Annotated in this window: 35 protein-coding genes; 34 read left to right on the forward strand and 1 reads right to left on the reverse strand. The window is 71.2% G+C overall.

Features of this window, described 5'->3' with window-relative positions:
• Window positions 1-54 precede the first annotated feature (54 nt).
• From ACSIH6_RS19645 to ACSIH6_RS19800, 32 genes are all read left to right on the forward strand, one after another.
• Complete coding sequence (locus ACSIH6_RS19645; protein ID WP_435109749.1) at window positions 55-441, forward strand: hypothetical protein; 387 nt, start codon at window positions 55-57, stop codon at window positions 439-441.
• Window positions 441-722, forward strand: coding sequence for a hypothetical protein (locus ACSIH6_RS19650; protein WP_435109750.1), 282 nt, complete (start codon window positions 441-443; stop codon window positions 720-722). The genes ACSIH6_RS19645 and ACSIH6_RS19650 overlap by 1 nt, the downstream gene beginning before the upstream one ends.
• Entirely contained in the window at window positions 719-1345 is a 627-nt protein-coding gene (locus ACSIH6_RS19655; protein WP_435109751.1) for a hypothetical protein, read from the forward strand. Before ACSIH6_RS19650 ends, ACSIH6_RS19655 begins: the two co-directional genes overlap by 4 nt.
• Window positions 1342-1713, forward strand: coding sequence for a hypothetical protein (locus ACSIH6_RS19660; RefSeq protein WP_435109752.1), 372 nt, complete (start codon window positions 1342-1344; stop codon window positions 1711-1713). The genes ACSIH6_RS19655 and ACSIH6_RS19660 overlap by 4 nt, the downstream gene beginning before the upstream one ends.
• Window positions 1710-2291 carry a hypothetical protein gene (locus tag ACSIH6_RS19665; protein ID WP_435109753.1) on the forward strand — a complete coding sequence of 194 codons (582 nt, stop codon included), beginning with the start codon at window positions 1710-1712 and terminating at the stop codon, window positions 2289-2291. The genes ACSIH6_RS19660 and ACSIH6_RS19665 overlap by 4 nt, the downstream gene beginning before the upstream one ends.
• Window positions 2291-2812 carry a WhiB family transcriptional regulator gene (locus ACSIH6_RS19670; protein WP_435109754.1) on the forward strand — a complete coding sequence of 174 codons (522 nt, stop codon included), beginning with the start codon at window positions 2291-2293 and terminating at the stop codon, window positions 2810-2812. Before ACSIH6_RS19665 ends, ACSIH6_RS19670 begins: the two co-directional genes overlap by 1 nt.
• Complete coding sequence (locus ACSIH6_RS19675) at window positions 2790-3152, forward strand: hypothetical protein (protein WP_435109755.1); 363 nt, start codon at window positions 2790-2792, stop codon at window positions 3150-3152. Before ACSIH6_RS19670 ends, ACSIH6_RS19675 begins: the two co-directional genes overlap by 23 nt.
• A complete protein-coding gene (locus tag ACSIH6_RS19680; RefSeq protein ID WP_435109756.1) occupies window positions 3149-3424 on the forward strand; it encodes a hypothetical protein in 276 nt (91 codons plus the stop codon). Before ACSIH6_RS19675 ends, ACSIH6_RS19680 begins: the two co-directional genes overlap by 4 nt.
• Window positions 3425-3520: 96 nt before the next feature.
• Window positions 3521-3742 (forward strand): hypothetical protein, encoded by a 222-nt coding sequence (locus ACSIH6_RS19685; protein ID WP_435109757.1) that lies wholly within the window; start codon window positions 3521-3523, stop codon window positions 3740-3742.
• Entirely contained in the window at window positions 3735-4496 is a 762-nt protein-coding gene (locus ACSIH6_RS19690) for a hypothetical protein (RefSeq protein WP_435109758.1), read from the forward strand. The genes ACSIH6_RS19685 and ACSIH6_RS19690 overlap by 8 nt, the downstream gene beginning before the upstream one ends.
• Window positions 4496-4651: a hypothetical protein gene (locus ACSIH6_RS19695; RefSeq protein ID WP_435109759.1), complete on the forward strand. Its 156-nt coding sequence runs from the start codon at window positions 4496-4498 to the stop codon at window positions 4649-4651. The genes ACSIH6_RS19690 and ACSIH6_RS19695 overlap by 1 nt, the downstream gene beginning before the upstream one ends.
• Complete coding sequence (locus tag ACSIH6_RS19700; protein WP_435109760.1) at window positions 4648-4881, forward strand: hypothetical protein; 234 nt, start codon at window positions 4648-4650, stop codon at window positions 4879-4881. Before ACSIH6_RS19695 ends, ACSIH6_RS19700 begins: the two co-directional genes overlap by 4 nt.
• Window positions 4881-5105, forward strand: a complete 225-nt coding sequence (locus ACSIH6_RS19705; protein WP_435109761.1) for a hypothetical protein — start codon at window positions 4881-4883, stop codon at window positions 5103-5105. The genes ACSIH6_RS19700 and ACSIH6_RS19705 overlap by 1 nt, the downstream gene beginning before the upstream one ends.
• Before the next feature lie 71 nt (window positions 5106-5176).
• On the forward strand, window positions 5177-6163 hold the full coding sequence (locus tag ACSIH6_RS19710) for a phosphoadenosine phosphosulfate reductase domain-containing protein (protein ID WP_435109762.1): 987 nt from the start codon (window positions 5177-5179) through the stop codon (window positions 6161-6163).
• Window positions 6160-6723: a DUF6248 family natural product biosynthesis protein gene (locus ACSIH6_RS19715; protein WP_435109763.1), complete on the forward strand. Its 564-nt coding sequence runs from the start codon at window positions 6160-6162 to the stop codon at window positions 6721-6723. Before ACSIH6_RS19710 ends, ACSIH6_RS19715 begins: the two co-directional genes overlap by 4 nt.
• The gene (locus tag ACSIH6_RS19720; protein WP_435109764.1) at window positions 6720-7319 is read left to right on the forward strand and encodes a hypothetical protein; all 600 of its coding nucleotides are present in this window, start codon (window positions 6720-6722) and stop codon (window positions 7317-7319) included. The genes ACSIH6_RS19715 and ACSIH6_RS19720 overlap by 4 nt, the downstream gene beginning before the upstream one ends.
• 54 nt (window positions 7320-7373) lie before the next feature.
• The gene (locus tag ACSIH6_RS19725) at window positions 7374-7952 is read left to right on the forward strand and encodes a hypothetical protein (RefSeq protein WP_435109765.1); all 579 of its coding nucleotides are present in this window, start codon (window positions 7374-7376) and stop codon (window positions 7950-7952) included.
• A gap of 824 nt (window positions 7953-8776) precedes the next feature.
• Window positions 8777-9346, forward strand: coding sequence for a helix-turn-helix domain-containing protein (locus tag ACSIH6_RS19730; protein ID WP_435109766.1), 570 nt, complete (start codon window positions 8777-8779; stop codon window positions 9344-9346).
• The gene (locus ACSIH6_RS19735) at window positions 9343-9714 is read left to right on the forward strand and encodes a hypothetical protein (protein WP_435109767.1); all 372 of its coding nucleotides are present in this window, start codon (window positions 9343-9345) and stop codon (window positions 9712-9714) included. The genes ACSIH6_RS19730 and ACSIH6_RS19735 overlap by 4 nt, the downstream gene beginning before the upstream one ends.
• Window positions 9711-10103 (forward strand): hypothetical protein, encoded by a 393-nt coding sequence (locus tag ACSIH6_RS19740; protein ID WP_435109768.1) that lies wholly within the window; start codon window positions 9711-9713, stop codon window positions 10101-10103. Before ACSIH6_RS19735 ends, ACSIH6_RS19740 begins: the two co-directional genes overlap by 4 nt.
• Window positions 10087-10485 carry a hypothetical protein gene (locus ACSIH6_RS19745; protein WP_435109769.1) on the forward strand — a complete coding sequence of 133 codons (399 nt, stop codon included), beginning with the start codon at window positions 10087-10089 and terminating at the stop codon, window positions 10483-10485. Before ACSIH6_RS19740 ends, ACSIH6_RS19745 begins: the two co-directional genes overlap by 17 nt.
• Window positions 10482-11144: a nucleotidyltransferase domain-containing protein gene (locus ACSIH6_RS19750; RefSeq protein WP_435109770.1), complete on the forward strand. Its 663-nt coding sequence runs from the start codon at window positions 10482-10484 to the stop codon at window positions 11142-11144. Before ACSIH6_RS19745 ends, ACSIH6_RS19750 begins: the two co-directional genes overlap by 4 nt.
• Entirely contained in the window at window positions 11145-12050 is a 906-nt protein-coding gene (locus tag ACSIH6_RS19755; protein WP_435109771.1) for a phosphatase domain-containing protein, read from the forward strand. It begins immediately after the preceding gene.
• Between the two features lie 65 nt (window positions 12051-12115).
• Entirely contained in the window at window positions 12116-13057 is a 942-nt protein-coding gene (locus ACSIH6_RS19760; RefSeq protein WP_435109772.1) for a hypothetical protein, read from the forward strand.
• On the forward strand, window positions 13057-13650 hold the full coding sequence (locus ACSIH6_RS19765) for an ATP-binding protein (protein WP_435109773.1): 594 nt from the start codon (window positions 13057-13059) through the stop codon (window positions 13648-13650). The genes ACSIH6_RS19760 and ACSIH6_RS19765 overlap by 1 nt, the downstream gene beginning before the upstream one ends.
• Complete coding sequence (gene dnaB, locus ACSIH6_RS19770) at window positions 13647-14954, forward strand: replicative DNA helicase (RefSeq protein WP_435109774.1); 1308 nt, start codon at window positions 13647-13649, stop codon at window positions 14952-14954. Before ACSIH6_RS19765 ends, dnaB begins: the two co-directional genes overlap by 4 nt.
• 2 nt (window positions 14955-14956) lie before the next feature.
• A complete protein-coding gene (locus ACSIH6_RS19775; protein WP_435109775.1) occupies window positions 14957-15667 on the forward strand; it encodes a hypothetical protein in 711 nt (236 codons plus the stop codon).
• Complete coding sequence (locus tag ACSIH6_RS19780) at window positions 15664-16026, forward strand: HNH endonuclease (RefSeq protein ID WP_435109776.1); 363 nt, start codon at window positions 15664-15666, stop codon at window positions 16024-16026. Before ACSIH6_RS19775 ends, ACSIH6_RS19780 begins: the two co-directional genes overlap by 4 nt.
• The gene (locus ACSIH6_RS19785; protein ID WP_435109777.1) at window positions 16026-16352 is read left to right on the forward strand and encodes a hypothetical protein; all 327 of its coding nucleotides are present in this window, start codon (window positions 16026-16028) and stop codon (window positions 16350-16352) included. The genes ACSIH6_RS19780 and ACSIH6_RS19785 overlap by 1 nt, the downstream gene beginning before the upstream one ends.
• Window positions 16353-16513: 161 nt before the next feature.
• Window positions 16514-17059, forward strand: coding sequence for a single-stranded DNA-binding protein (locus tag ACSIH6_RS19790; protein WP_435109778.1), 546 nt, complete (start codon window positions 16514-16516; stop codon window positions 17057-17059).
• A gap of 9 nt (window positions 17060-17068) precedes the next feature.
• Window positions 17069-17242, forward strand: a complete 174-nt coding sequence (locus ACSIH6_RS19795) for a DUF6011 domain-containing protein (protein ID WP_435109779.1) — start codon at window positions 17069-17071, stop codon at window positions 17240-17242.
• Window positions 17239-17703, forward strand: a complete 465-nt coding sequence (locus tag ACSIH6_RS19800) for an SLOG family protein (protein WP_435109780.1) — start codon at window positions 17239-17241, stop codon at window positions 17701-17703. The genes ACSIH6_RS19795 and ACSIH6_RS19800 overlap by 4 nt, the downstream gene beginning before the upstream one ends.
• 2 nt (window positions 17704-17705) lie before the next feature.
• On the opposite strand, the gene ACSIH6_RS19805 is transcribed toward ACSIH6_RS19800, so the two are convergent.
• The gene (locus ACSIH6_RS19805) at window positions 17706-18044 is read right to left on the reverse strand and encodes a hypothetical protein (protein WP_435109781.1); all 339 of its coding nucleotides are present in this window, start codon (window positions 18042-18044) and stop codon (window positions 17706-17708) included.
• Window positions 18045-18165: 121 nt separating this feature from the next.
• Between ACSIH6_RS19805 and ACSIH6_RS19810 the strand changes: the two genes are divergently transcribed.
• Window positions 18166-18825 carry an ERF family protein gene (locus ACSIH6_RS19810; protein WP_435109782.1) on the forward strand — a complete coding sequence of 220 codons (660 nt, stop codon included), beginning with the start codon at window positions 18166-18168 and terminating at the stop codon, window positions 18823-18825.
• Entirely contained in the window at window positions 18818-19333 is a 516-nt protein-coding gene (locus ACSIH6_RS19815; protein ID WP_435109783.1) for a hypothetical protein, read from the forward strand. The genes ACSIH6_RS19810 and ACSIH6_RS19815 overlap by 8 nt, the downstream gene beginning before the upstream one ends.
• Window position 19334: the final 1 nt, after the last annotated feature.

Raw genomic sequence — 19334 nt, forward strand, 5'->3', positions numbered from 1 at the left:
GACACCCGGCGAGGGCGATGACCCCGTATCACTGACACGCGAAAGGACGGGACCGTGGACCAGAATACCCAGGTCTCCGACACCCCACACGTACCGACCGCTCCGGCGACGCCGCGCAGGGAGGCCCCGCGCCACCTGTTCGACGGCAACGGCGAGGTCATGAAGACCATCTACGGCACCGAGTCGATGTGGGTCGCGCTGGACCGCGTCGCCACCGGCCGCGAGGGCGCCACGGTCGTGACCTACATGGCCGCCCGCCACACCGAGGACGCCGTCCACCTCACCGGCAAGACCGGCGCGCTCGCCGCCTGGACCCAGGCGCTGAGCGGGCCCGTCACCGCCACCGAGGAGCACGAGGGCGTGCAGACCTACATGATCACCGGATCCCTCAACGCCCGCACGGTCACCATCGTGGCGAGCATCGCCGGAGGGCAGGAGTGATGGCGGCCCAACTTCGCACCCGGCGCGGAGCGGTGGGCCGTCACCACCGCCGCGCCTACGCGGCCGAGGACCTGCACAAGGGCATGTTCGTGGTCGACCCGGACGGGCGCCTGGGCCTGCACGCCGCGAAGGTGCGCGTGGCCGAGGACTCCCACCCGTTGGACCGGTACGACACCAGCAACGTGGTCGTGGACTGGGAGATCCCGGGCACGAACGTGACCGGCCGCTTCTCCGCGCCGCGCCTGGCCCCCGTGTGGGTCGTGGGCGGTGACGGCCGATGAGCGCCTACGTCAAGCCCGAGACCAGCTTCACCAACCCCTACCTGGACTGGACCCCTGCCGAACACGGCGAGGGGTGCACCCAGCAGGGGTGGCAGGTCCGGACCTACGAGCCGACGATGCCGAGGGAGCACGAGCACACCATCGCCCTGCGCGCGGTGTGCACCGAGTGCGGCGTCAGCTACGAGCTGGCTGCTCGCACCGGCGGGCAGGACGAGCACGGCGACCAGGTCGGGCCCTACATCGTCCGCTTCGAGGACCGGCACGAGGGGTACCGGGCCACGCCCGTGAAGGTCGGGGGTCTGTGGCTGCACGCCTGGCGCGGGGTCACCAGACGTTTCGACCCCGATGCGCCCGCGCGCGACTACGCGGCCTACTACCTGACCGCCTCCTCCGCGCCCCCGGCCGACCCGGTCGACGTCATCGGCCTGGTGCACTTCGGCCTGAGCAAGCGGGGGCGCCAGCGCTGGCGTGCCTCGCTGGCTGGCCCCGTGCACACCACCGCCTCCGGGGCGCGCTGGTTCACCGCCCACCAGACGCCCGGAGACGAGCGCCTGTACACCACCCCGCAGGCCGCTGCGCGCTGGATCGCCCGCACCCATAAGGCCCACCAGGAGACCTCATGAAGCTGTTCCCCAACGAGTTGTTCGTGGCCCCCGGCGAGGGGGTGCCGACCGTGCTCATGGTCGTTGAACGCGGGGGCAAGACCGTCTTCGGTCGCATGGTGGTGACGGAGACGCTCACCCCCGAGGAGGTCCAGGAGCGTTACGGCTGGGCCAGCCCGGTGTGGCACTACGCCGCCACCGAGGGCGACCGGGACAAGTTCGCCGCCGAGCCGCGCCAGTTCGCCGACGAAGCCGCGGCCGACGACGTCCCCCTGGAGCTGTGCGTCGAGGGGGAGGACGTGGTCACCCGCAAGCGCGGCTCCCGAGCGCGAGCCTTCGCCCTCCTGGTCGGCGCCTTCCGACACCGCAACGGTGGTGACGCGGCATGAGTGCGCCGAACATCCCCGTGCGCCTGGCCGACCGGCCCACGGTCGGCGGGCTGGTGGTCCCCTGGATCAGCGCCCGCACCGACCGTGGGTACCACCTGGGCAAGGTCTCCAACGTGCGTCGCGAGAGGGCGATCCGCGGGCACCTGTGCCAGTTGGACGGCGAGCTGCTGGACGAGAAGTTCGTCCTGCTGGCCCGCCCCAGCGACCAGGTCGCCGAGTACGTGGCCGAGCCCGCCCTGCACCCCGAGTGCGCGGCCTACTCCATGAAGGCCTGCCCCATGGTGGCCGGACGCATGGAGCATTACCACGCGACGCCGATGGACCTGTCCCAGCGCACCTGCGCGGACCCGGAGCGCCGGTGTGAGGTCGTCTCCGGCCCGGACGCCGCGTTGCGCGCGGGCGCCCCGGCCGAGCCCTGGTTTGCGGTGTGGGCGGACCGGTCGCAGTACCAGCTGGCGGTCGGCCCCGACGGCGCGCTGCTCGGCCTGGTCTACCCGCAGGAGCCGCTGAAGGTGCGCCCGGTCCCCGGGACGGTCTACGCCACCGCCCTGGAGCTGCTCACGACGGGGGGCGCGTGATGATCCTGCTGCGCGAGGAACTCCCGCTGCTCTCCGAGGCCGCGTGCGTGGGCTACCCGCCGGAGTGGTGGTTCTCTCCGAGCCATCACAAGGAGACGACGTGGGCCAAGTCCATCTGCGGGGGTTGCCCTGAGCGCCTGCGCTGCCGGGACTGGGCCGAGACCCACCGCGAGCAGGGCGTGTGGGGCGGCGTCATCCGCGCTCTGGGAACCGAGGACGACGATCCGGCGCCCCTGCCGCCGCTGGCCGAGGGTGAGAAGCGCTGCGACGGCTGCGGCAAGGGCGTCACGAGGCGGCGCAAAGGTCTGTGCACGCCCTGCTACGGGCGGGCCTACCGCTCGGGGCAGTGGGACGACCCGCCGCCCCCGGGTCAGGCCCGCACCGAGCGCGTGGAGAGCTACAAGACCCTCGCCGCGCGCGGTCTGGGCACCGCGGAGATCGCCCTGGAGATCGGCGTGGACGTGCGCACCGTCCGCGAGTACGCCCGGGAGGTGCGCGATGCAGCCTCGATCCCCGCGTGAGACCCCGGCCTTCTCCAACGGCACCGAGGGCGCGGCCTGGATGGGCACGTGGTGCGACACCTGCGTGCACGACGTCGATGCCCGCCGCATGGACGGTCCCGGCTGCGAGCTGGTGTTCATCGCCCTGGAAGGCAAGACCCCGGCCGAGTGGATCGAGACCGCTCCCTTCAGCCTGACCGACCGCTACCAGTGCCTGATGTACCGGCCCGAGGGGGGCGGCGGCGACACCGAGCCGCGGCCGCTCCCCGAACCGCCGGGCCAGATCGGACTCTTCCCGCGCGAGCCCTTCACGGGCACGCGCATGCTCACCCCGCTGCACACGGAGGTGCCAGCATCATGACCGCCTACCTCATCACCTGGCGCGACCCCGGAGGGGAACACGCCACCAAGCGCGACACCTGGTCCGAGGCCATCGGACTGGAGGCCGCGCACTGGGCCGAGAACCCGCACCTGGAGATCGTCGACCCGCGCGTGGACGCGTGCCTCCACTGCCACGCGACCATCACCCAGGCCCTCACGCCCGGCCGGTGGAACGACCGGTTCGGCGACGACATGTGCACGAACCCGGTCGCGCGCTGGCACGAGCCGCCGACGAGGGGGTGGCTGCGGTGATCACCGTGTTCGCGCTCGCGCTTGCCGCGGCCCTCTGCACCCTCGGCGCCGTCCTGCTGGCCCGAGCCCCCGCGTCGCTCCGCGAGGAGGCGCGCCATGTCCACAGCTGAGCAGGACATCGCCACGGCGGCACCGACTCCGGGGATCGAGATCGACTGGCGCGTCTACGGTCGCGGCCGGAGCTACCGGGTCACCTGGCCCACCGGCGGCCGCGCCGAGACGCGCACACCCGAGGAGGCCCGGCTGATCGCCTACGCGCTCACCAAGGTCTACGGCTGGCCGATCACCGACACGACCGAGGAGGATTCCGGTGGCTGAGAAGATCAGCTTCCCTCAGGCGGTGGTCAACGACGTCGCCAAGGCGATCGACGCCCTGGGGCCTTCGCCCGCTCCCGAGGCGGCGAGCCACGCCGTCGCCCAGGCGTTGACCGGCCAGAGCCTGGTCATCAGTCGCACCGTCTACGAGCACGACGACGCCCAGTTCGACGTTGTCGACGGACGCGTCATCACCGAGATGTCGTTCGGGACGCGCTACGCCTGGATCACCAAGCGCCTGGGCCCGCACCACGACCGGCTGTGGGAGGAGGTCCTGCTCGCGCCGGACCTCATCAGCCGTACCCGCTCCGTCCTGAAGGAGGCCAGGGTTCGCTCCGACAGCGGCACCCTGGGTGGCAAGGAGGCCGTGGAGCGCCTGGAGGTCGCCCGGATCGCCGGGCAGATCAGCCAGCTCGACTACCACGAGCGCCGTGCCGAGCTCTACGCCAAGCAGGTGCGCGGGGTCCGGTTCGCCACCATGCTGCACTACCGCGCGCACCAGCTCGGTGAGGCTTCGATGGAGATGGGCCGCCAGCGCGCCCGAGCTCGGGAAGCCACCTGCCAGGCGACGCTCGGACGGTTGGCCCGGGCCGTGGCCGCCCACCGCGACACGGTCACCACGGCCTTCGAGTCTGCCGAGTGGGACGAGCGGTTGTGGGGAGTCCTCGACCAGGAGCAGGTCTCCCTCCCGGGGGCTCCCGGCCAGATCACGCTGACCGAGGCCCTCGCCGAGGGCCGATGGTCCACAGACGGCTGATGCCCCGCCGCCACGGCGGCCGAGACACCGGCCCTCCCCCCTGGGAGCCGACGTGCGGCCAGCTCCTGCTGGCCGCACTCGTCTCCTTCCTTCTCACCCTGGCGGCGCTCCTGCCCGCCGACGCCCCCACCTTGCTACTGGAGGTCCTCCCGTGACCAGTCCCTCCCCCCAGGACCGGCTCGAAACGCTCTTCGCCCAGTTGGGCAGTACCGGACGCCTGATCCTCGACGCCACTCGGTGCGTCCGCGAGGCCACCGACGAGACCGGCGCCGTGATCAACCCCGACGACATCCGCCGCGCCCAGGAGATGCTCACCGAGGCCCAGATGGCCCTCGGCCGCAGCCGCTCCACCCTGGCCGGCATCAAGCGAAACGGAGATACGTGATGCCGCGCACCCTCGCCGAGTGCGGAACTCTCGGCGCCTACCAGCGCCACGTCCGCAACAAGGAGTCCATCGACCGCCTCTGCCGGGTCGCCGGCCGCTTGCAGCGCCCGGTCACACCCGCCGACCTGTGCGACTGCGCCGCCTGCTGCTGCGACCAGGGCGGGGAGCACTGCCGCCAGCGCGGCTGCCGGTTCTGCCTGGACCGGGCGACGCTGATCGGCTAGCCGCCCCACGCAGGGCCCGCCCGGACCGCCACCCGGGCGGGCCCCACCGACCGAAGGAGAGGGAGAGGACCGTGACCGTACTGCTGGAGGCACTCGCCGCGCCGGATCTGGGCATCGCGGACCGGATCATCCTCCTCCACTCCGGAGGCAAGGACTCCGGGGCCATGACCGTCGATGTCGCCGCGGCGGCCGAGCGCGCGGGCGTCCTGGACCGCATCGTGGTCCTGCACAACCCCCTCGGCCTGCTGGAGTGGCCTGGCTCGGACCTCATCGCAGCCGAGCACGCCGCCCACTTCGGGCTGCGCTACGAGGAGAGGGCCTCCGACAAGGACCTGCTTGACCTCGTGCGCGCACGCGGGATGTGGATGGGTCCTGGCCTGGGGCGCTACTGCACCCCCGCCATGAAGCGCAACCCCGGCCACAAGTTCATCACCGAGGCTGTGAGCGAACTCGGCCCCATCGGCCGCCAAGCCCAGGTTCTCTACTGCCTGGGCCTGCGCGCCCAGGAGTCGCCTGCCCGTGCCGAGCTGGCGCCCGTCGCGCCCAACGCCGCCACCTCCGGGCGCCGCCGGGTCACGACCTGGCACCCCATCCTGCACCTGACCGAGGAGGAGGTCTGGGAACGGCACCGCCGCGCGGGCCTGCGCTGGCACGCCGCTTACGACGCCGGAATGAGCCGTTTGTCCTGCTCGCTGTGCATTTTGGCCTCTCTGTCCGACCTGATCCTGGCCTGCCAGCTGCGCCCCGCCCTGGCCACCGAGTACGCGAACGTGGAGTGGGAGATCGGTGACGCCTTCCGCTCCGACATCAGCATGATCGAGCTGATCGCTCGGGCCGACGGCTTCCCCGTTGACACCGAGCGCGTCGCCGTGCTGAAGCTGCGCTCGAGGCACAACCGCGCCGCACGCCGCCTGACCAAGCTGGCCACCGAGTCCAGAACGTTGGCCGAGTGGGCCGAGCGCCACGCCGCCCTGACCAAGCAGTGCCGTGACCTCCAGGCCCGCATGCGCGCCGCCGGGTACGACGGCAGCCTCGACAACTGGAAGCTGGCCTCATGACGGCCGCCCGGGCCCAGCGGATCCTCACCGAGGACGAGTGGGCACACGTGCGCCGGACCCCGCACCTGCGCCTCATCGGGTCTCTGATCATGGGGATCGTCGACCCCGTGGACCTCCCCTCACCGCTGGACGAGCCCATGTCGGAGGAGGACGCCGCGTGGGTGCGCGAGCACGCCTGGACCCCGGGCCTGCGCGCCATCGAGCGCGTCTACCCCTGGGGCTTCCACCGCTGGTGCTCGTGTCAGCGCGGCACCTGCTGGAACTGCCTGAACTACCGGTGCGACATCTGCGTTCACCGCCAGCTGGGCGGTGCCCAGGTGGACACCGGCGCCGGGGTCATCACCACCGGCGCCGGCTATGTCGCGGGCGAGCTGCTGCACCACGAGAAGCAGGCGCCCTGCCGATGGCTGTGTCGCTGCCCGTGCGACAAGACCTCCTCGGCGGACCCCGCGCCTGAGGCCGCACCGCCGGACTCCGACCCCGAGCCGCGGCGTCCCGCGCGCGGCCGCCGCGCCATGCCCTCCACTGCCACACCTCTCTTCGACCTGGAGGACCTGTGATCGACCGCTACGAAGTGCGCCGTCAGGCGCGAGCCCGACACCGCGCCGAGGGCACCCCGCCGTGGATCACCGGCGAGACGCTGCCCTCCGGATGCAGACAGTGCAGCTACGCACGCCACGAACACGGCGAGGGCGGACGCCACCAGCACGCCTACGAGGTGCCGACCGACAAGGACATCAAGGAGCGCCTGCGCAGCCGCCGTCGCGCCCGGGCCGACTGGTTCCGCGTGCGCGGCTTCGGCGGCTGCGCCTACTGCGGCAAGCCGGACGGCAGGGGTGAGCACGCCACCGGCGGCTGCTACCACCCCCTCTTCGAGGGCCCGGAGGACGCCAGGCCCTACGCGGAGTCCTCCGACGACCAGGTGCTGGACCGCGTCCCCTGGTGGCGGTCGCTCCGCTGGCGCGCGCTGGACATCAGTCCGGAGGAGGCCGAGTTCGAGGCCGAGTTCGACGAGGGCGCCCCCACCACGTGGGAACTGGAGCCGGACCCCGACTACGGCAAGGACCTGGACGAGGACGACTTCATCCCCGAGGAGGCCGAGTTCGACGACGGCGAGCTTGACCCCCACGACGAGTTCGACATGGCCGATGACTAGACCCGCATCGGCCGCGAGAAGCCCACGCCTGACCAGCAATCACACGGAGATCTCATGAAGGTCCGCATCACCTGCACCGGCACCCGTCCGCTGCTGCTGCACAACGTTCAGTTGGCCAGCCCTCTGAACCCCTACGCCAAGAAGCTCAAGTCCCTGAACTCCAAGCGCACCAAGACCGACGAGGACCGCATGGAGATCGCTCGCGTGGAGTTCGAGGGATCCCTCTACTTCGACGCGGAGCTGGGGCCCTACCTGCCCGCGCAGAACCTCTTCCAGTCTCTGATCGCGGGGGCCCGCTTGAACAAGGCCGGCAAGAAGATCGAGCGCGGCGTCGCCATCACCGATTTCATGCTCCCCCTGGTCTACGACGGGCCGCGCACGGTCGATGGCCTGTGGGGCGGAGGGGAGTCGCCGTTCGTCGACATCCGCCCCGTCACGGTCCAGCGGATGAAGGTGGACCGCTGCCGCCCGGTCTTCCGCGAGTGGCTGGTCGAAGCCGAGGCGTTGATCGACCCCAAGGTCATCGAGTTCGAGGAGTTCTGCGACGTGGCGAAGAACGCCGGAGCGCTGGAAGGGCTGGGCGACTTCCGGAAGATGTACGGCCGCTACGCCGCGGAGATCGAGCGGCTGTGAAGACCAGCATGGCGTGGCCTGGAACGGCGAGCCGGGGCTTGGTGAGGCGCGGCCCGGATGGGCACGGCGAGGGCCGGTGACGGCGGTTGGTTCCGGAGCTTCTCCGGGGCCTTCCCCCACCACCGGTGGGACACGGCTAGGACCGGCCCGGAGGGGCTGGGACGGGCTAGGAAAGGCAGGCCTGGGTCAGGCCCGGCAAGGCAGGGAGTTGGAGATGGGTGGCCGGCAGACACCGAGGTTCGAGTCCTCGGCGCCCACTGTCCACGGCCAGGCGGGGCATGGTATGGCCCGGCTCGGTAGGGCACGGCGCCGCAGGGCTGGGCGAGGCAAGGCATGGAGCCCGACTGGCAGGCGCTGGGGTTCGAGCCCCCAGCGGGCGCACCATGTGGCAAGGCTGGCAGGGGCTAGGCGTGGCTCCGCGGGACATGGGGCGACTGGGCTTGAAGGGCGGGCGGTCTCCGGTGGGGTTCGACTCCCCACCGCCCACGCTTCGTGGCTCCGCGAGGCAGGGCTGGATGTGGCACGGCGGGACATGGCGTGGCACGGCTCGGCGAGGGCCGGTGACGGTGGTTGGTTCCGGGGCTCTCCCGAAGCCTTCCTCCACCACCGGTGGGTCGCGTGGCCAGGCGGGGTCTGGAACGGCAGGTCCAGGCATGGCTGGGCGCGGCAAGGCGCGGAGGGCGACCAGCAGCCACCGGGGTGCAAGGCCCCGGCGTCCACGCCACAAGGAGCGGCATGACACGGCTAGGCGCGGCACGGCCGGAAGCGGTGCGGTGCGGCAGGGACTGGCAAGGCAGGGACCTCTCGGACGAACAGGAGGAACGGTGTTTGAACCCAAGGGTGAACGCCCTGAATGGCAGATGATCTACGACCACGTGGTACTTCTCGCCCCTGGTGACGTCTTCACCCATGGCGAGCTGGACCAGCTGCTCGGCAGGGATTTCCGTTCCAGCCGTTCGCCCATCTACGACGCCATGCGACGTCTGGAGCAGTCCAACCAGCGCACGCTCGCCACCGTGGTCGGGGTTGGCTACCGGGTCGCCTCCGCCAGTGAGCACGAGGGCCTCGCGCGGTCCCACCAGAAGCGCTCGCGTCGGCAGTTGGGCAAGGCCGTGTCCAAGGCTTCCAGCGCGGACCGATCGGCGTTGGCCCCCCAGGAGCGCCAGCGCATCGACGCCTTGGAGATGTCCCTGCGCCAGCAAGCCGACATGATCCAGCGCCTGGACACGCGCACGGCCAAGCAGGCCGAGGAGCTCAAGAAGCTCCGGCGGGAGACCTCCGAGGACGTTGCCGAGGTCAGCGCGAAGGTTGACCGAATTGCCGAACTCCTGGACAAGCACGGAATCAACCCGAACGCCTCCCGCTCGGTCGAAAAGGAGGTGTCGAAGGCGTGAGTACCCAGAACACGCAGACGCCCGACCCGCTGGCGGTGATGCGCCAGCTCGGCCGGCTCTCCCACGAGCTCGACCTGGGCAACGCCAAGCTGGCCGAGCTCGACGAGCTCCGCATCGAGGCGGAGGGCGACTACAGGTTTGCCTACAGCAAGGCCTACGAGAAGGCCACCGGGAACATGGAGAGCCGCAAGCAGCAGGCCGTCCAGGAGTGCGACGGGATGTGGCGCACCTGGCAGCGGGCCGAGTCCGCGGTCAAGCTCCAGCAGCGGAACCTCAAGGCGCTCTACGCCCGCATCGACGTCGGCCGCTCGATCTTCTCCGTCCAGAAGGCGGAGCTCACCCTGGCCAACAGCGGGATGACGACGTGAGCGCGGCCATCCTCGTCCTTGGCATCCTCCTGGGCCTGCTCGCCTACGGCACGGTCGGCCTGCTGTGGGCCGCGCCCCGGCGCGTGGACGTCCGCCTGCGTCGCCGCGGTGACTTCTACCGCTCCTGGGAGGACATCGTCACGCTGCGCAAGACCGTGGCGCGCGAGGAGATCCCCGGAGCGGTGATCGGCTGGCCCGCGGACCTGTTCGAGATCATCGCCGACGCACTCGGCGAGGTCATGTCCCGGGCGGTGGAACGGCGCACACCGATCCGCGAGAGCGAAGCCCGCGCCCGCCAGCTCATTCGCGAGAAGCAGCTCAAGAGGCTCCAGCAGGACACCGACCGCCTGCGTGCCGAGCAGGAGGGGGCCGATGGTCAAGACCGCTGAGGGCCAGCTCGATCTGTTCACCGCCCTGGAGGAAGAGGAGGAGGCCCGGGCCGCGCGTCAGGCCGGTGCCCAGCGCGCCGCCCGCGAGCGCGGCAGGCGCGGCATGGAGCGCGCGGCCCAGGCGAAGGGCGGCCAGGACGGCGCGATCATCGACGAGGTCATCCTGCGCTTCGCCACCACGGGGCAGGCCTTCTCGGCGAACGATGTCCGGCCCTGGCTGCCGGACGTGCGCCGCCCCGCCATCGGCGCGCGGTTCGGCGCGCTGGCCAAGGCCAAGCGCATCGTCGCCATCGGCATGGTGCGCTCCACCGACCCCGGGACGAACGGGCACCGGATCATGCTCTGGCGCGGCGCCGACCCGGCGCCGGAGGCCGACTCATGAGGACGCTGCTGTCCGGGATCGTGGGCTCGGTCGCCTACGGCCTGGCCGGACCGGACTCCGACGTCGACCGCCTGGGCGTGTTCGCCGTGCCCACCACCGAGCTGCACGGCCTACGTCGGCCCGAGAAGACCCACGTCCACGTGGCGCCGGACCGCACCCTGCACGAGGCGGCCAAGTGGTGTCGCCTCGCGCTCCAGGGCAACCCCACCGTGCTGGAGCTGGTCTGGCTGCCCGAGGAGCTGTACGAGGTCCGCACCGAGCTGGGCCAAGCCCTCATCGACATCCGGCGCGCCTTCGCCTCGGCGCGCCGGGTGCGCGCCGCCTACCTCGGCTTCGCCACCTCCCAGGTCAAGAAGCTGGGCCGAGAAACCGTACCGCGGAGCCGCCGCGCCAAGTCCGCGCGCCACCTCGCGCGCCTGGTCCATCAGGGCCGCGAGCTCTACACCACGGGCCGCTTGCCGGTCCGTCTGGCCAACCCGCAGTGGTTCCGCGACTTCGGCGAGCGCGTCGCCGACGGCGACCTCTACGCCGCCCGCGTCCTCCTGGCCCAAGCCGAGGACGACTTCGCCGCGACCCGCACCCCCCTACCCGAGCGGCCCGACGAGGCCGCCGTAGAGCGCTGGCTGCGCGCGATGCGCGCCGCCCACCTGGAGGACTAGATGAGCACCCTGTACATCATCCGCGGTCTGCCCGGCAGCGGCAAAACGGACTGGGCCCGGCGCTGGACCGCGGCCGACCCCGAGCGCCGCGCCCGGGTCAACGGCGACGAGTTGCGCGCCATGGCCAACAACGGCTGGTGGGTCAAGGACGTCGCCGAAGGACGCACCCGCGCCACGCGCGACGCGGTCATCGGCGCGCTGCTCGGTCGCGGCCTGGACGTGGTGTGCGACGACACCAACCTCCAGCCCCGCGTCGTGCGCGCGCTGGCCCGCCTGGCCGAGCGCCACGGCGCGGAGTTCGAGGTACACGACTTGACCGACGTCCCCGTGGACGAGTGCGTGGCCCGCGACGCCCGCCGGGGCCACCCGGTGGGGGAGGAGACGATTCGCGACCTGCACGCCCGCTACGTCGCCGGGAACAACCACCCCCTACCCCTGCCCGTCGACGACGCCGAAGAGGAAGGGCCGCGCTGGTACACCCCGCCCGGTGACGCCCCGGCCGCGGTCATCGTCGACGTCGACGGCACCGTGGCGCTGCACGGAGATCGCAGCCCCTACGACGAGTCCCGCGTCCACGAGGACCGCCCCAACACCGCGGTGGTTGACGTCGTGCGCGCGCTGGCGGCCGCGGGGAACCGCGTGCTGTTCGTCTCCGCGCGCACCGACGCCTGCGAGGCCGAGACACGGGCCTGGCTGGAGCGGCACGTCGGCGTGCCGATCGAGGCCCTGCACATGCGCAAGGCCGGAGACTTCCGCAAGGACTACCAGGTCAAGGCCGACCTCTTCGACGCCCACATCCGCCACGCCTACGCCGTGGCCTGCGTGGTCGACGACCGTCAGCAGGTCGTGCGGATGTGGCGCTCCATCGGCCTGACGGTCCTGCACGTGGCGGAGGGCGCCTACTGAGCGGCGCCGAGGCGCGCGGTCCGCCGACGACCGCCCTGTGCAGCGAGGCCGGATAGGGGCCGTGGGTGACCAAGGGGGAGACGTTGATCGAGGGTGGTGGGGGCGGGACGCTGCGCAGCACCTGGGTGCGCCAGCTGTTCCGGACCAAGCGCGTGGGCGATGCGGTGCGCGTGCTGCTGCTGCGCATGGCCCAGGACATGGACGACGCCGGGCGCGTCCAGGTCGCGCGCGAGGAGCTCGCGGAGGACCTGGGCACGACCGAGAGGCGCGTCTCCGGGCGCATTAAGCAGGCCGTGGACGCCGGGCTCCTGGAGCGGGTCAAGGCAGGCAACCGCGGGGGAGCGGCGATCTTCGGCGCGCTCCTCGTTGAGGGCCAAAGGGTGACACCTACAAGCACCCTTTCCGGCTCCGAAAGGGTGACGGAGCCAAGCACCCATTCGGCCGGAAAGGGTGACGGCGCCAAGCACCCTTCCGCCGAGGCCAAGGGTGCTACCCAGCCGCACCCTTCCCAGCGAAAGGGTGATACCGACAAGCACCCTATGGCCCCCCAGAGCCCCGAAAAGGGTGACACCAGTAAGCCCCCTTCCGCGCCCCCTTATAGGGAGGAAGAAGTGAACGGTGAGGTTATAGATGCCTCTGACCGATTCGGAAAGACAGAGAAAAACACGCCTTCGGCGGGCGCTGGCGCGCCAGCGCCAGAGGAGACCCGGACCGTGAACCAGCGGGCCCAGGCGCTGGCGACGGTCTACTACGAGGCTGTCGGCAAGATGACCAAGTTCGAGGCCGCCCTCAAGATCTGCAAAACCGCAATCGAGTCCGGCCGCTGGAGCGACGAGCAGATCGAAGCGGGCCTGCTGGCCCTGGTCGCCGAGAAGCGCCCCCTGACCAAGAACACCCTGCCCATCGCCATCGACGGCTTGCCCACGCGCTCGCGCCGGGGCGGGTCTCGCAAGCCGGTCGCCACCCAGCAGGACTGGGAAGACGGAAACATCCAGGTGAGGATCTGATGACCACCGAGTACGCCTTCGACGAACGCGCGGCCGACCGCGCCGCAGCCCGCGGCACCGTCGACTTCTACGCCCGCATGCGTCTGGAGCGCCTGCACGCCAAGCGCCCCGCCGTCTACGCCAAGCCCGGCGACATCCACCCCGAGGTGCGCGCCTGGTGCGAGCGCCTCCTGGCCGGGGACGCCGGCACCCTGCTGCTGGTTGGATCCATCGGCGTCGGTAAGACGTGGAACATCTGGGCGGCCGCGGAGTACCTCATCCTGCGCGGGTGGACCGGGCGCTTCGAGCGTGCCGGAGCCCGAGAGCTCAAGCGCGCCTGCACCCTGCCCGTGGACCGCGACCGTCTCGACGCCTGGGCGGCCGCGAACCTGTTCGCCCTGGACGACCTGGGGGCCCAGTCCATCACTGACTGGGACAGCGACCACATCGCCGCCATCATCGACGAACGCTGGGAGGAGGGGCGCCCCATGATGATCACCAGCAACGACGGCGACTTCGTCACGCTGCTCGGAGACCGATCCTCCTCGCGCTCCCGGGACAACGCCACCGTCGTCATGATGGCGGGCGCCGACCGACGGGAGCTGCGCGCATGAGCGAGCGACCCCTTCCCCACGACATCATCGCCGAGCAGTCCGCCCTGGGCGCGGCCCTGATCTCCCGGCGGGCCCTGACCGACATCTCCTTCCTGCGCCCGGCCGACTTCTACCGTCCGGCCCACCAGGTGATCTACTCCGTCATGTGCGCGATGGCCGACCGCGGCGACGCGGTCGACGCCATCACGGTCAACGTCGAGCTGGTCAAGCTCGGCGAAGCCGTCCGTGTCGGTGGCGCCGTGTACCTGCACACCCTCACCGAGGCCCCCACCAACGTGGCCTCGGCCGGGTACTACGCCAAGGCCGTCGCCGACCGCGCGTTCTTCCGCGGCCTGGTCGAAGCGGGCACCCGCGTCACGCAGCTGGGCCACGAGGGGGAGGGCGAGCGCGACGCCATCGCCGACCACGCACTGAGCACCCTGGAGCGCGCCGTCGCGGTCTCTGAGACCACCGAACTGTGTTCCCTCGACGACATCATGCCCGCCGCGTTCGACCGGCTGGAGCGCCCCCTCGACACCAGCACCAACGTCGGGCTGCCCTGGGCCGACCTCCAGGCACTCACCGGAGGCCTGCGCTCGGGCCAGCTCGTCGTCGTCGCCGGCCGCCCCGGCATGGGCAAGACCACTCTGATGCTCGGGGCCGCCCGTCACGCCGCCATTGCTCAGCGGCTGCCCACGCTCGTGTGCTCCCTGGAGATGAGCCAGGACGAACTGATGCACCGCGTCCTGTCCGCCGAGGCGCGCGTGCCCCTGCACCTGGTCATTCAGCACCGCTTGGGAGATGAGGAGTGGATGCGGCTGTCCGCCGCGCGCGCCCGGATGAGCGGCTCCCCGCTGTTCATCGACGACACCGCGAACGTCACCGTGGCCCACCTGCGCGCGCGCCTGCGCGCCATGGCGCGCACCACCCCGGCCCGGCTCGTCGTCCTGGACTACCTCCAGCTCATGACCTCCGCGGCTCGGGCAGAGAGCCGTCAGCAGGAGGTCGCCGAGATCTCCCGCTCCCTGAAGCTCCTGGCCAAGGAGTTCCACGTCCCCATCATCCTCGGCGCCCAGCTCAACCGCGGCCCCGAGCTGCGCTCGGACAAGAGGCCCGTGGTCAGCGACCTGAGGGAGAGCGGAGCGGTCGAACAGGACTGCGACATGGCCCTGCTGCTCTACCGCGAGGAGGTCCACGACCCCGAGACGCCGCGCGCCGGCGAGGTCGACATCATCGTGGGCAAGCACCGCAACGGTCCCACGGCCACGGTGACCGTGGCCTGGCAGGGCCAGTACGCCCGCATGTGGGACATGGCCACGGGGTGACCATGGCTGAGTCCTACTCTGCGCGCCGCGCTCGGCAGATCGCCTATGGGCAGTGGGAACCCTGGGGCGACCTTGATGCGGTCAAGGCCCGCGTCGCCCGATGGAGGGCGCAGGGTCACACCTGCGCCCACATCGCGCGATGCGCCGACGTGGCGCTCGAAACGATCATCCGGATCCCCACCCGCACGAAGCTGGCCAAGCACACCGCGGACAAGATCCTGGAGGCCGACGTCGGGCAGCTGCCGCCAGCGGGGTACATGATCGCGGACCCCGCCCGCCGACAGCTGCGCGCGCTGGGGGCCATCGGATACAGCGGGTCCGTTCTCGCGCCCGAAATCGGCCTGTCGCGGGAGACCCTGGGCAAGATCGCCTCCGGTCGGCAAAGCTTCGTCCAGGTCGCGCACGCCCGAGCCATCACCAAGGCCTTCTCCAAGTTCGCGGATCGTCCCCTGGCAGAAGGCAAGTCGGCCAGGCTGGCGCGCACCCACGCCGCCCGCAACGACTACGCTCCGCCGGCCGCATACGACTCCGAATGGTGGAGTCTGAGCGACTTCGAACTGAATGCGGAGGTCACGGCCCTGGCCCGCCAGATGTCGGACGCGGAGGTCGGCCGCTGCTACACGGCCACGCTCGCCGGCGACCCGTCTCCTCTCGTTCGTGCCGGGTCGATCGAACACCTGCGCCGCCTGTCCCAGCGCCGGGCGGCGTCGTGAACACCGGGCCCACGCGCGCCGTGCGCGAGGCGGTCTGGCGGCGCGACGCGGGCTCGTGCGCCTGGTGCGGCGCCACGATCTCCGGCGCGCACAGCCTCCAGCACCGCCGGGCCCGCGGCATGGGCGGCAGCGCCGCGGCCGACACCAACACCGCGTCCAACCTCGTCCTGGTCTGCGGCACCGCGACGACCGGGTGTCACCGCCTCATCGAGGCCCACCCGGCCGCGGCCCGGGCGCGCGGGTTCCGCGTCGACCAGGGGCGCGATCCCGCGGCCGCCCCGATCACCTACCAGACACCGTTCGGGGCGGTGCGCGTCCTGCTCGCCGCCGACGGCACCCTCGCCACCCTGGAGGACTGATGGCCCTACGCTCCCAGATCGAGTCCGCCGCGCACACGCCGACGGCATCACCCACCACCAGCGACCTGCGCAGCATCCACCTGCTGCACACCTCCAACAGCGCCCGAGACGAGGAGCTGGCGCAGGCCGAGCGCGCCGCGGCTCACCGCTGGGTGTGCCGGGTCGCCAACCGGCACCAGTGCACGGCCGCCTGCGGGTGCGCCCAGCCCTGCCCGCCGGGCAGGCACGGCAGGTGCGCCCACGACGACCACGCTCGCGACGTCGCCGACGCGCTGGAACTGCTCCTCATTCTCAAGCTGAAAGACCCCGAGGCGACCTCGCGATAAACCCCCACGGGGCGCATCGGGGCGATTATCCGGCGCCGCGAGACGTAACGCTCACCGACATCCCACTCGATATCATGGAAAGGTACTTTTCGACGCCGCCACGATGGCTCTGAACTGGGCTTTCGCGGTGGCGTCCATTCCTCTTGAAAGCTGCCTTTTTCATGGCCGGGGACACTCAGATCACGCTCGTCGGCAATCTTGTTGACGATCCGGAAATACGCTTCACACCTAGCGGTGCAGCGGTCGCCAACTTTCGCGTGGCCTCCACGCCCCGCACCTTCGACCGCGCGTCGGGGGAGTGGCAGGACGGCGAGTCCATGTTCCTCACGTGCACCGTCTGGCGGCAGTACGCGGAGAACGTGGCCGAGAGTCTGCGGCGCGGCATGCGCGTCATCGTGCAGGGCCGCCTCAAGCAGCGCTCCTATGAGACCCGCGAGGGTGAGAAGCGGACCGTCTTCGAGATCGACGTCGACGAGGTCGGCCCGGCCCTGCGCAGCGCTACCGCCAAGGTGGCCAAGGTCCAGCGCCAGGACGGCGGTGGCAGCTTCGGAGGCGGTCAACCCCAGGGCGGCAACTACGGGGGCCAGGCGCCCCGGCCTCAGGGCGGCGGCTACGGCAACCAGGGCGGTTTCGGCCCGCCCCCCGGGGGCGACCCGTGGGCGACCGGCGAGGGAGGCGGAGGCTTCTCCGACGAGCCCCCGTTCTAGGGGCGCCCCGTGGTCACTTCGAGATCACCCCCCACCCCGGCCCGGCGCCCGCCCTCCTGGACCCAGGTCCGCGCGTGGAACCGGGTCCAGTGCCGCAACTGCCACCGCCCCCTCACCGACCCCGTCAGCAGAGCACGCGGCACGGGCCCTCGCTGCGCACAGAAAGGACGCTCCCGCTCATGACCGAGTGCATCGCCGTCACCGGCTCCCGCATCTGGAGCGACTCTCGGACCATCGCCCTGACCCTGGCCCGCTACGACACCACGCCCGCGCCGACCCTGAGGCACGGATGCGCACAGGGCGCCGACACCCTCGCCGCGCGCGAGGCCGAGCGGCTGGGCTGGCGCGTCGAGCCCTACCCGGCCGATTGGAAGGGGCCGTGCGCACCCGGGTGTCCGCCGGACCACCGCAAGCCGCGCAAGAACGGCCCGGGGACCTACTGCCCCCTGGCCGGACACCGGCGCAACCAGGAGATGGTCGCCGCACGCCCTCGCCTCGACCTGGTCCTGGCCTTCAACCTCGGGACTTCGGGCACCGCGGACATGATGCGCCGCGCCAAGCGCGCGGGCATCGAGGTCATCCCGATCGTGCCCGGCCTGTTCATCCCCGGGCCGCTGGAGGACGCCGGGGGGTGGGAGGAGTGAGGCTACAGCTCCAGGGCCCGACGGACCTCGCCCTCCTCGACGCGGAAGACCTCCGCGACCTTGGCGACGCTGGCCCCTTCGCCGAGCAGGGCGCGCGCGGCCTCGACCTCCTTGAGCTTGCGCGGGCGGCCGGTCTTGCGGGACAGCCGAGCGGCCATCTCAGCCCGGGCGGCGTCCAGCATCTCGCGCTCGGCATCGGTGCCGTGCTCGACGATGTCCTGTGCGATCAGGGCGTTGATGCGCTCGGATCGGTTGGTGCCCAGGCGCTGGCACACCTGCTCGTAGGCCTTCCAGATGTCCTCGTGAATGCGCACGGGCTTGGCCTTGGTGTGCTCGGCCATGTCGCGCCGCCCTCCTGTGGTCGCGCCGGCGCGCGCGGGCGCGGCTGCTCTGTGTACGCACATCATTATGAGCCCTATGTAGATACAAGCAAGCCCCCCGTGACGATGCGGAGGGGACCACATGCCTGACACCGAGGCCAGTTCCGAGGAGCTGCCCAGCATCTACCAGCTCATCCCGCGCGTGATGGCCGACATCGGAGCCGTTGGCAAGGAAGGGCTCAACCGCGAACAAGGCTTCAAGTTCCGCGCGGCCGAGGACGTCGTCAACGAGATCAAGTCCGCTCTGACGCGGCACGGCGTGTTCTACGCGCCCACGGTCCTCAGCCGTGTCGCCGAGACGCGGCAGACCGCCAAGGGCCGCTTCCTGAACGTGATCCACCTGGAGATCCGCTACGACTTCTACGGCCCGCGCGGCGACTCGGTTCCCGCCGTGGTCTGGGGCGAGGCCCAGGACTCCGGGGACAAGTCCACCAACAAGGCCATGACGGCGGCGTTGAAGTACGCGCTCACCCAGGTCCTCAACATCACCACGGGGGAGGCCGACCCCGACTACGACTCGGAGGAAGCCTCCCACCGACCCCCGACCACGGACCGCGTCTGGTGGCAGGACTTCATCGAACGGCTCCAGTCGGCGGACACGGCCGACGTACTTGACGAGCTACGCGACGAAGCGACCGACCGATTCCAACGCGGCGGCGTGGCGGCCTACCACCAGAACATCCTGCGCAAGGAGTTCGCCAAGCGCGAGCAGGCCTTGACCGTGCGGAGGCGCGATGCGTGACGACTTCCTGGCGATGGCCGTGGCCAAGGCCCTGCTGGCTCGCATTGGCAAGGTCGACACCGCCACGCGCGCGGCGGTGGCCGAGGCCATGGAGGAAGAGGACCGCCTCGCGGTCTTTCTCCCCGGCTCGGACGGCGAGCGGTTCCGTGTGGGCACAGGGGGCGTGGCCAAGGCCAAGGTCACCGTCACCGTCACCGACGAAACGGCGCTGCTGGCGTGGGTCAAGGCGGAGCACCCCGACTGGATCGAGACCATCGAGCGCGTCGGCGCCACCCACCGCGACCGCCTGATCGCCGGAGCCAGGGCGGCCGGAGAGGCGGTGGACACCACCACGGGCCTGCCGGTGCCAGGTGTGCAGGTGCGCGTCTCCCGGCCCACGCCCTATGTCCGGCTGGCGCCCGGCGCGGAGGAGGAGATCCTGCGCATGGTCCGCGAGCGGCTGGGGCCCGCGCTGGCCCGGGTGCTGGAGCTGGAGGCAGGAACGTCCGAGATTGACCGTGACAACTAGT

The sequence above is a fragment of the Nocardiopsis synnemataformans genome, assembly GCF_965343085.1.
In the GTDB taxonomy this organism is placed as follows: Bacteria; Actinomycetota; Actinomycetes; order Streptosporangiales; family Streptosporangiaceae; genus Nocardiopsis; species Nocardiopsis alborubida.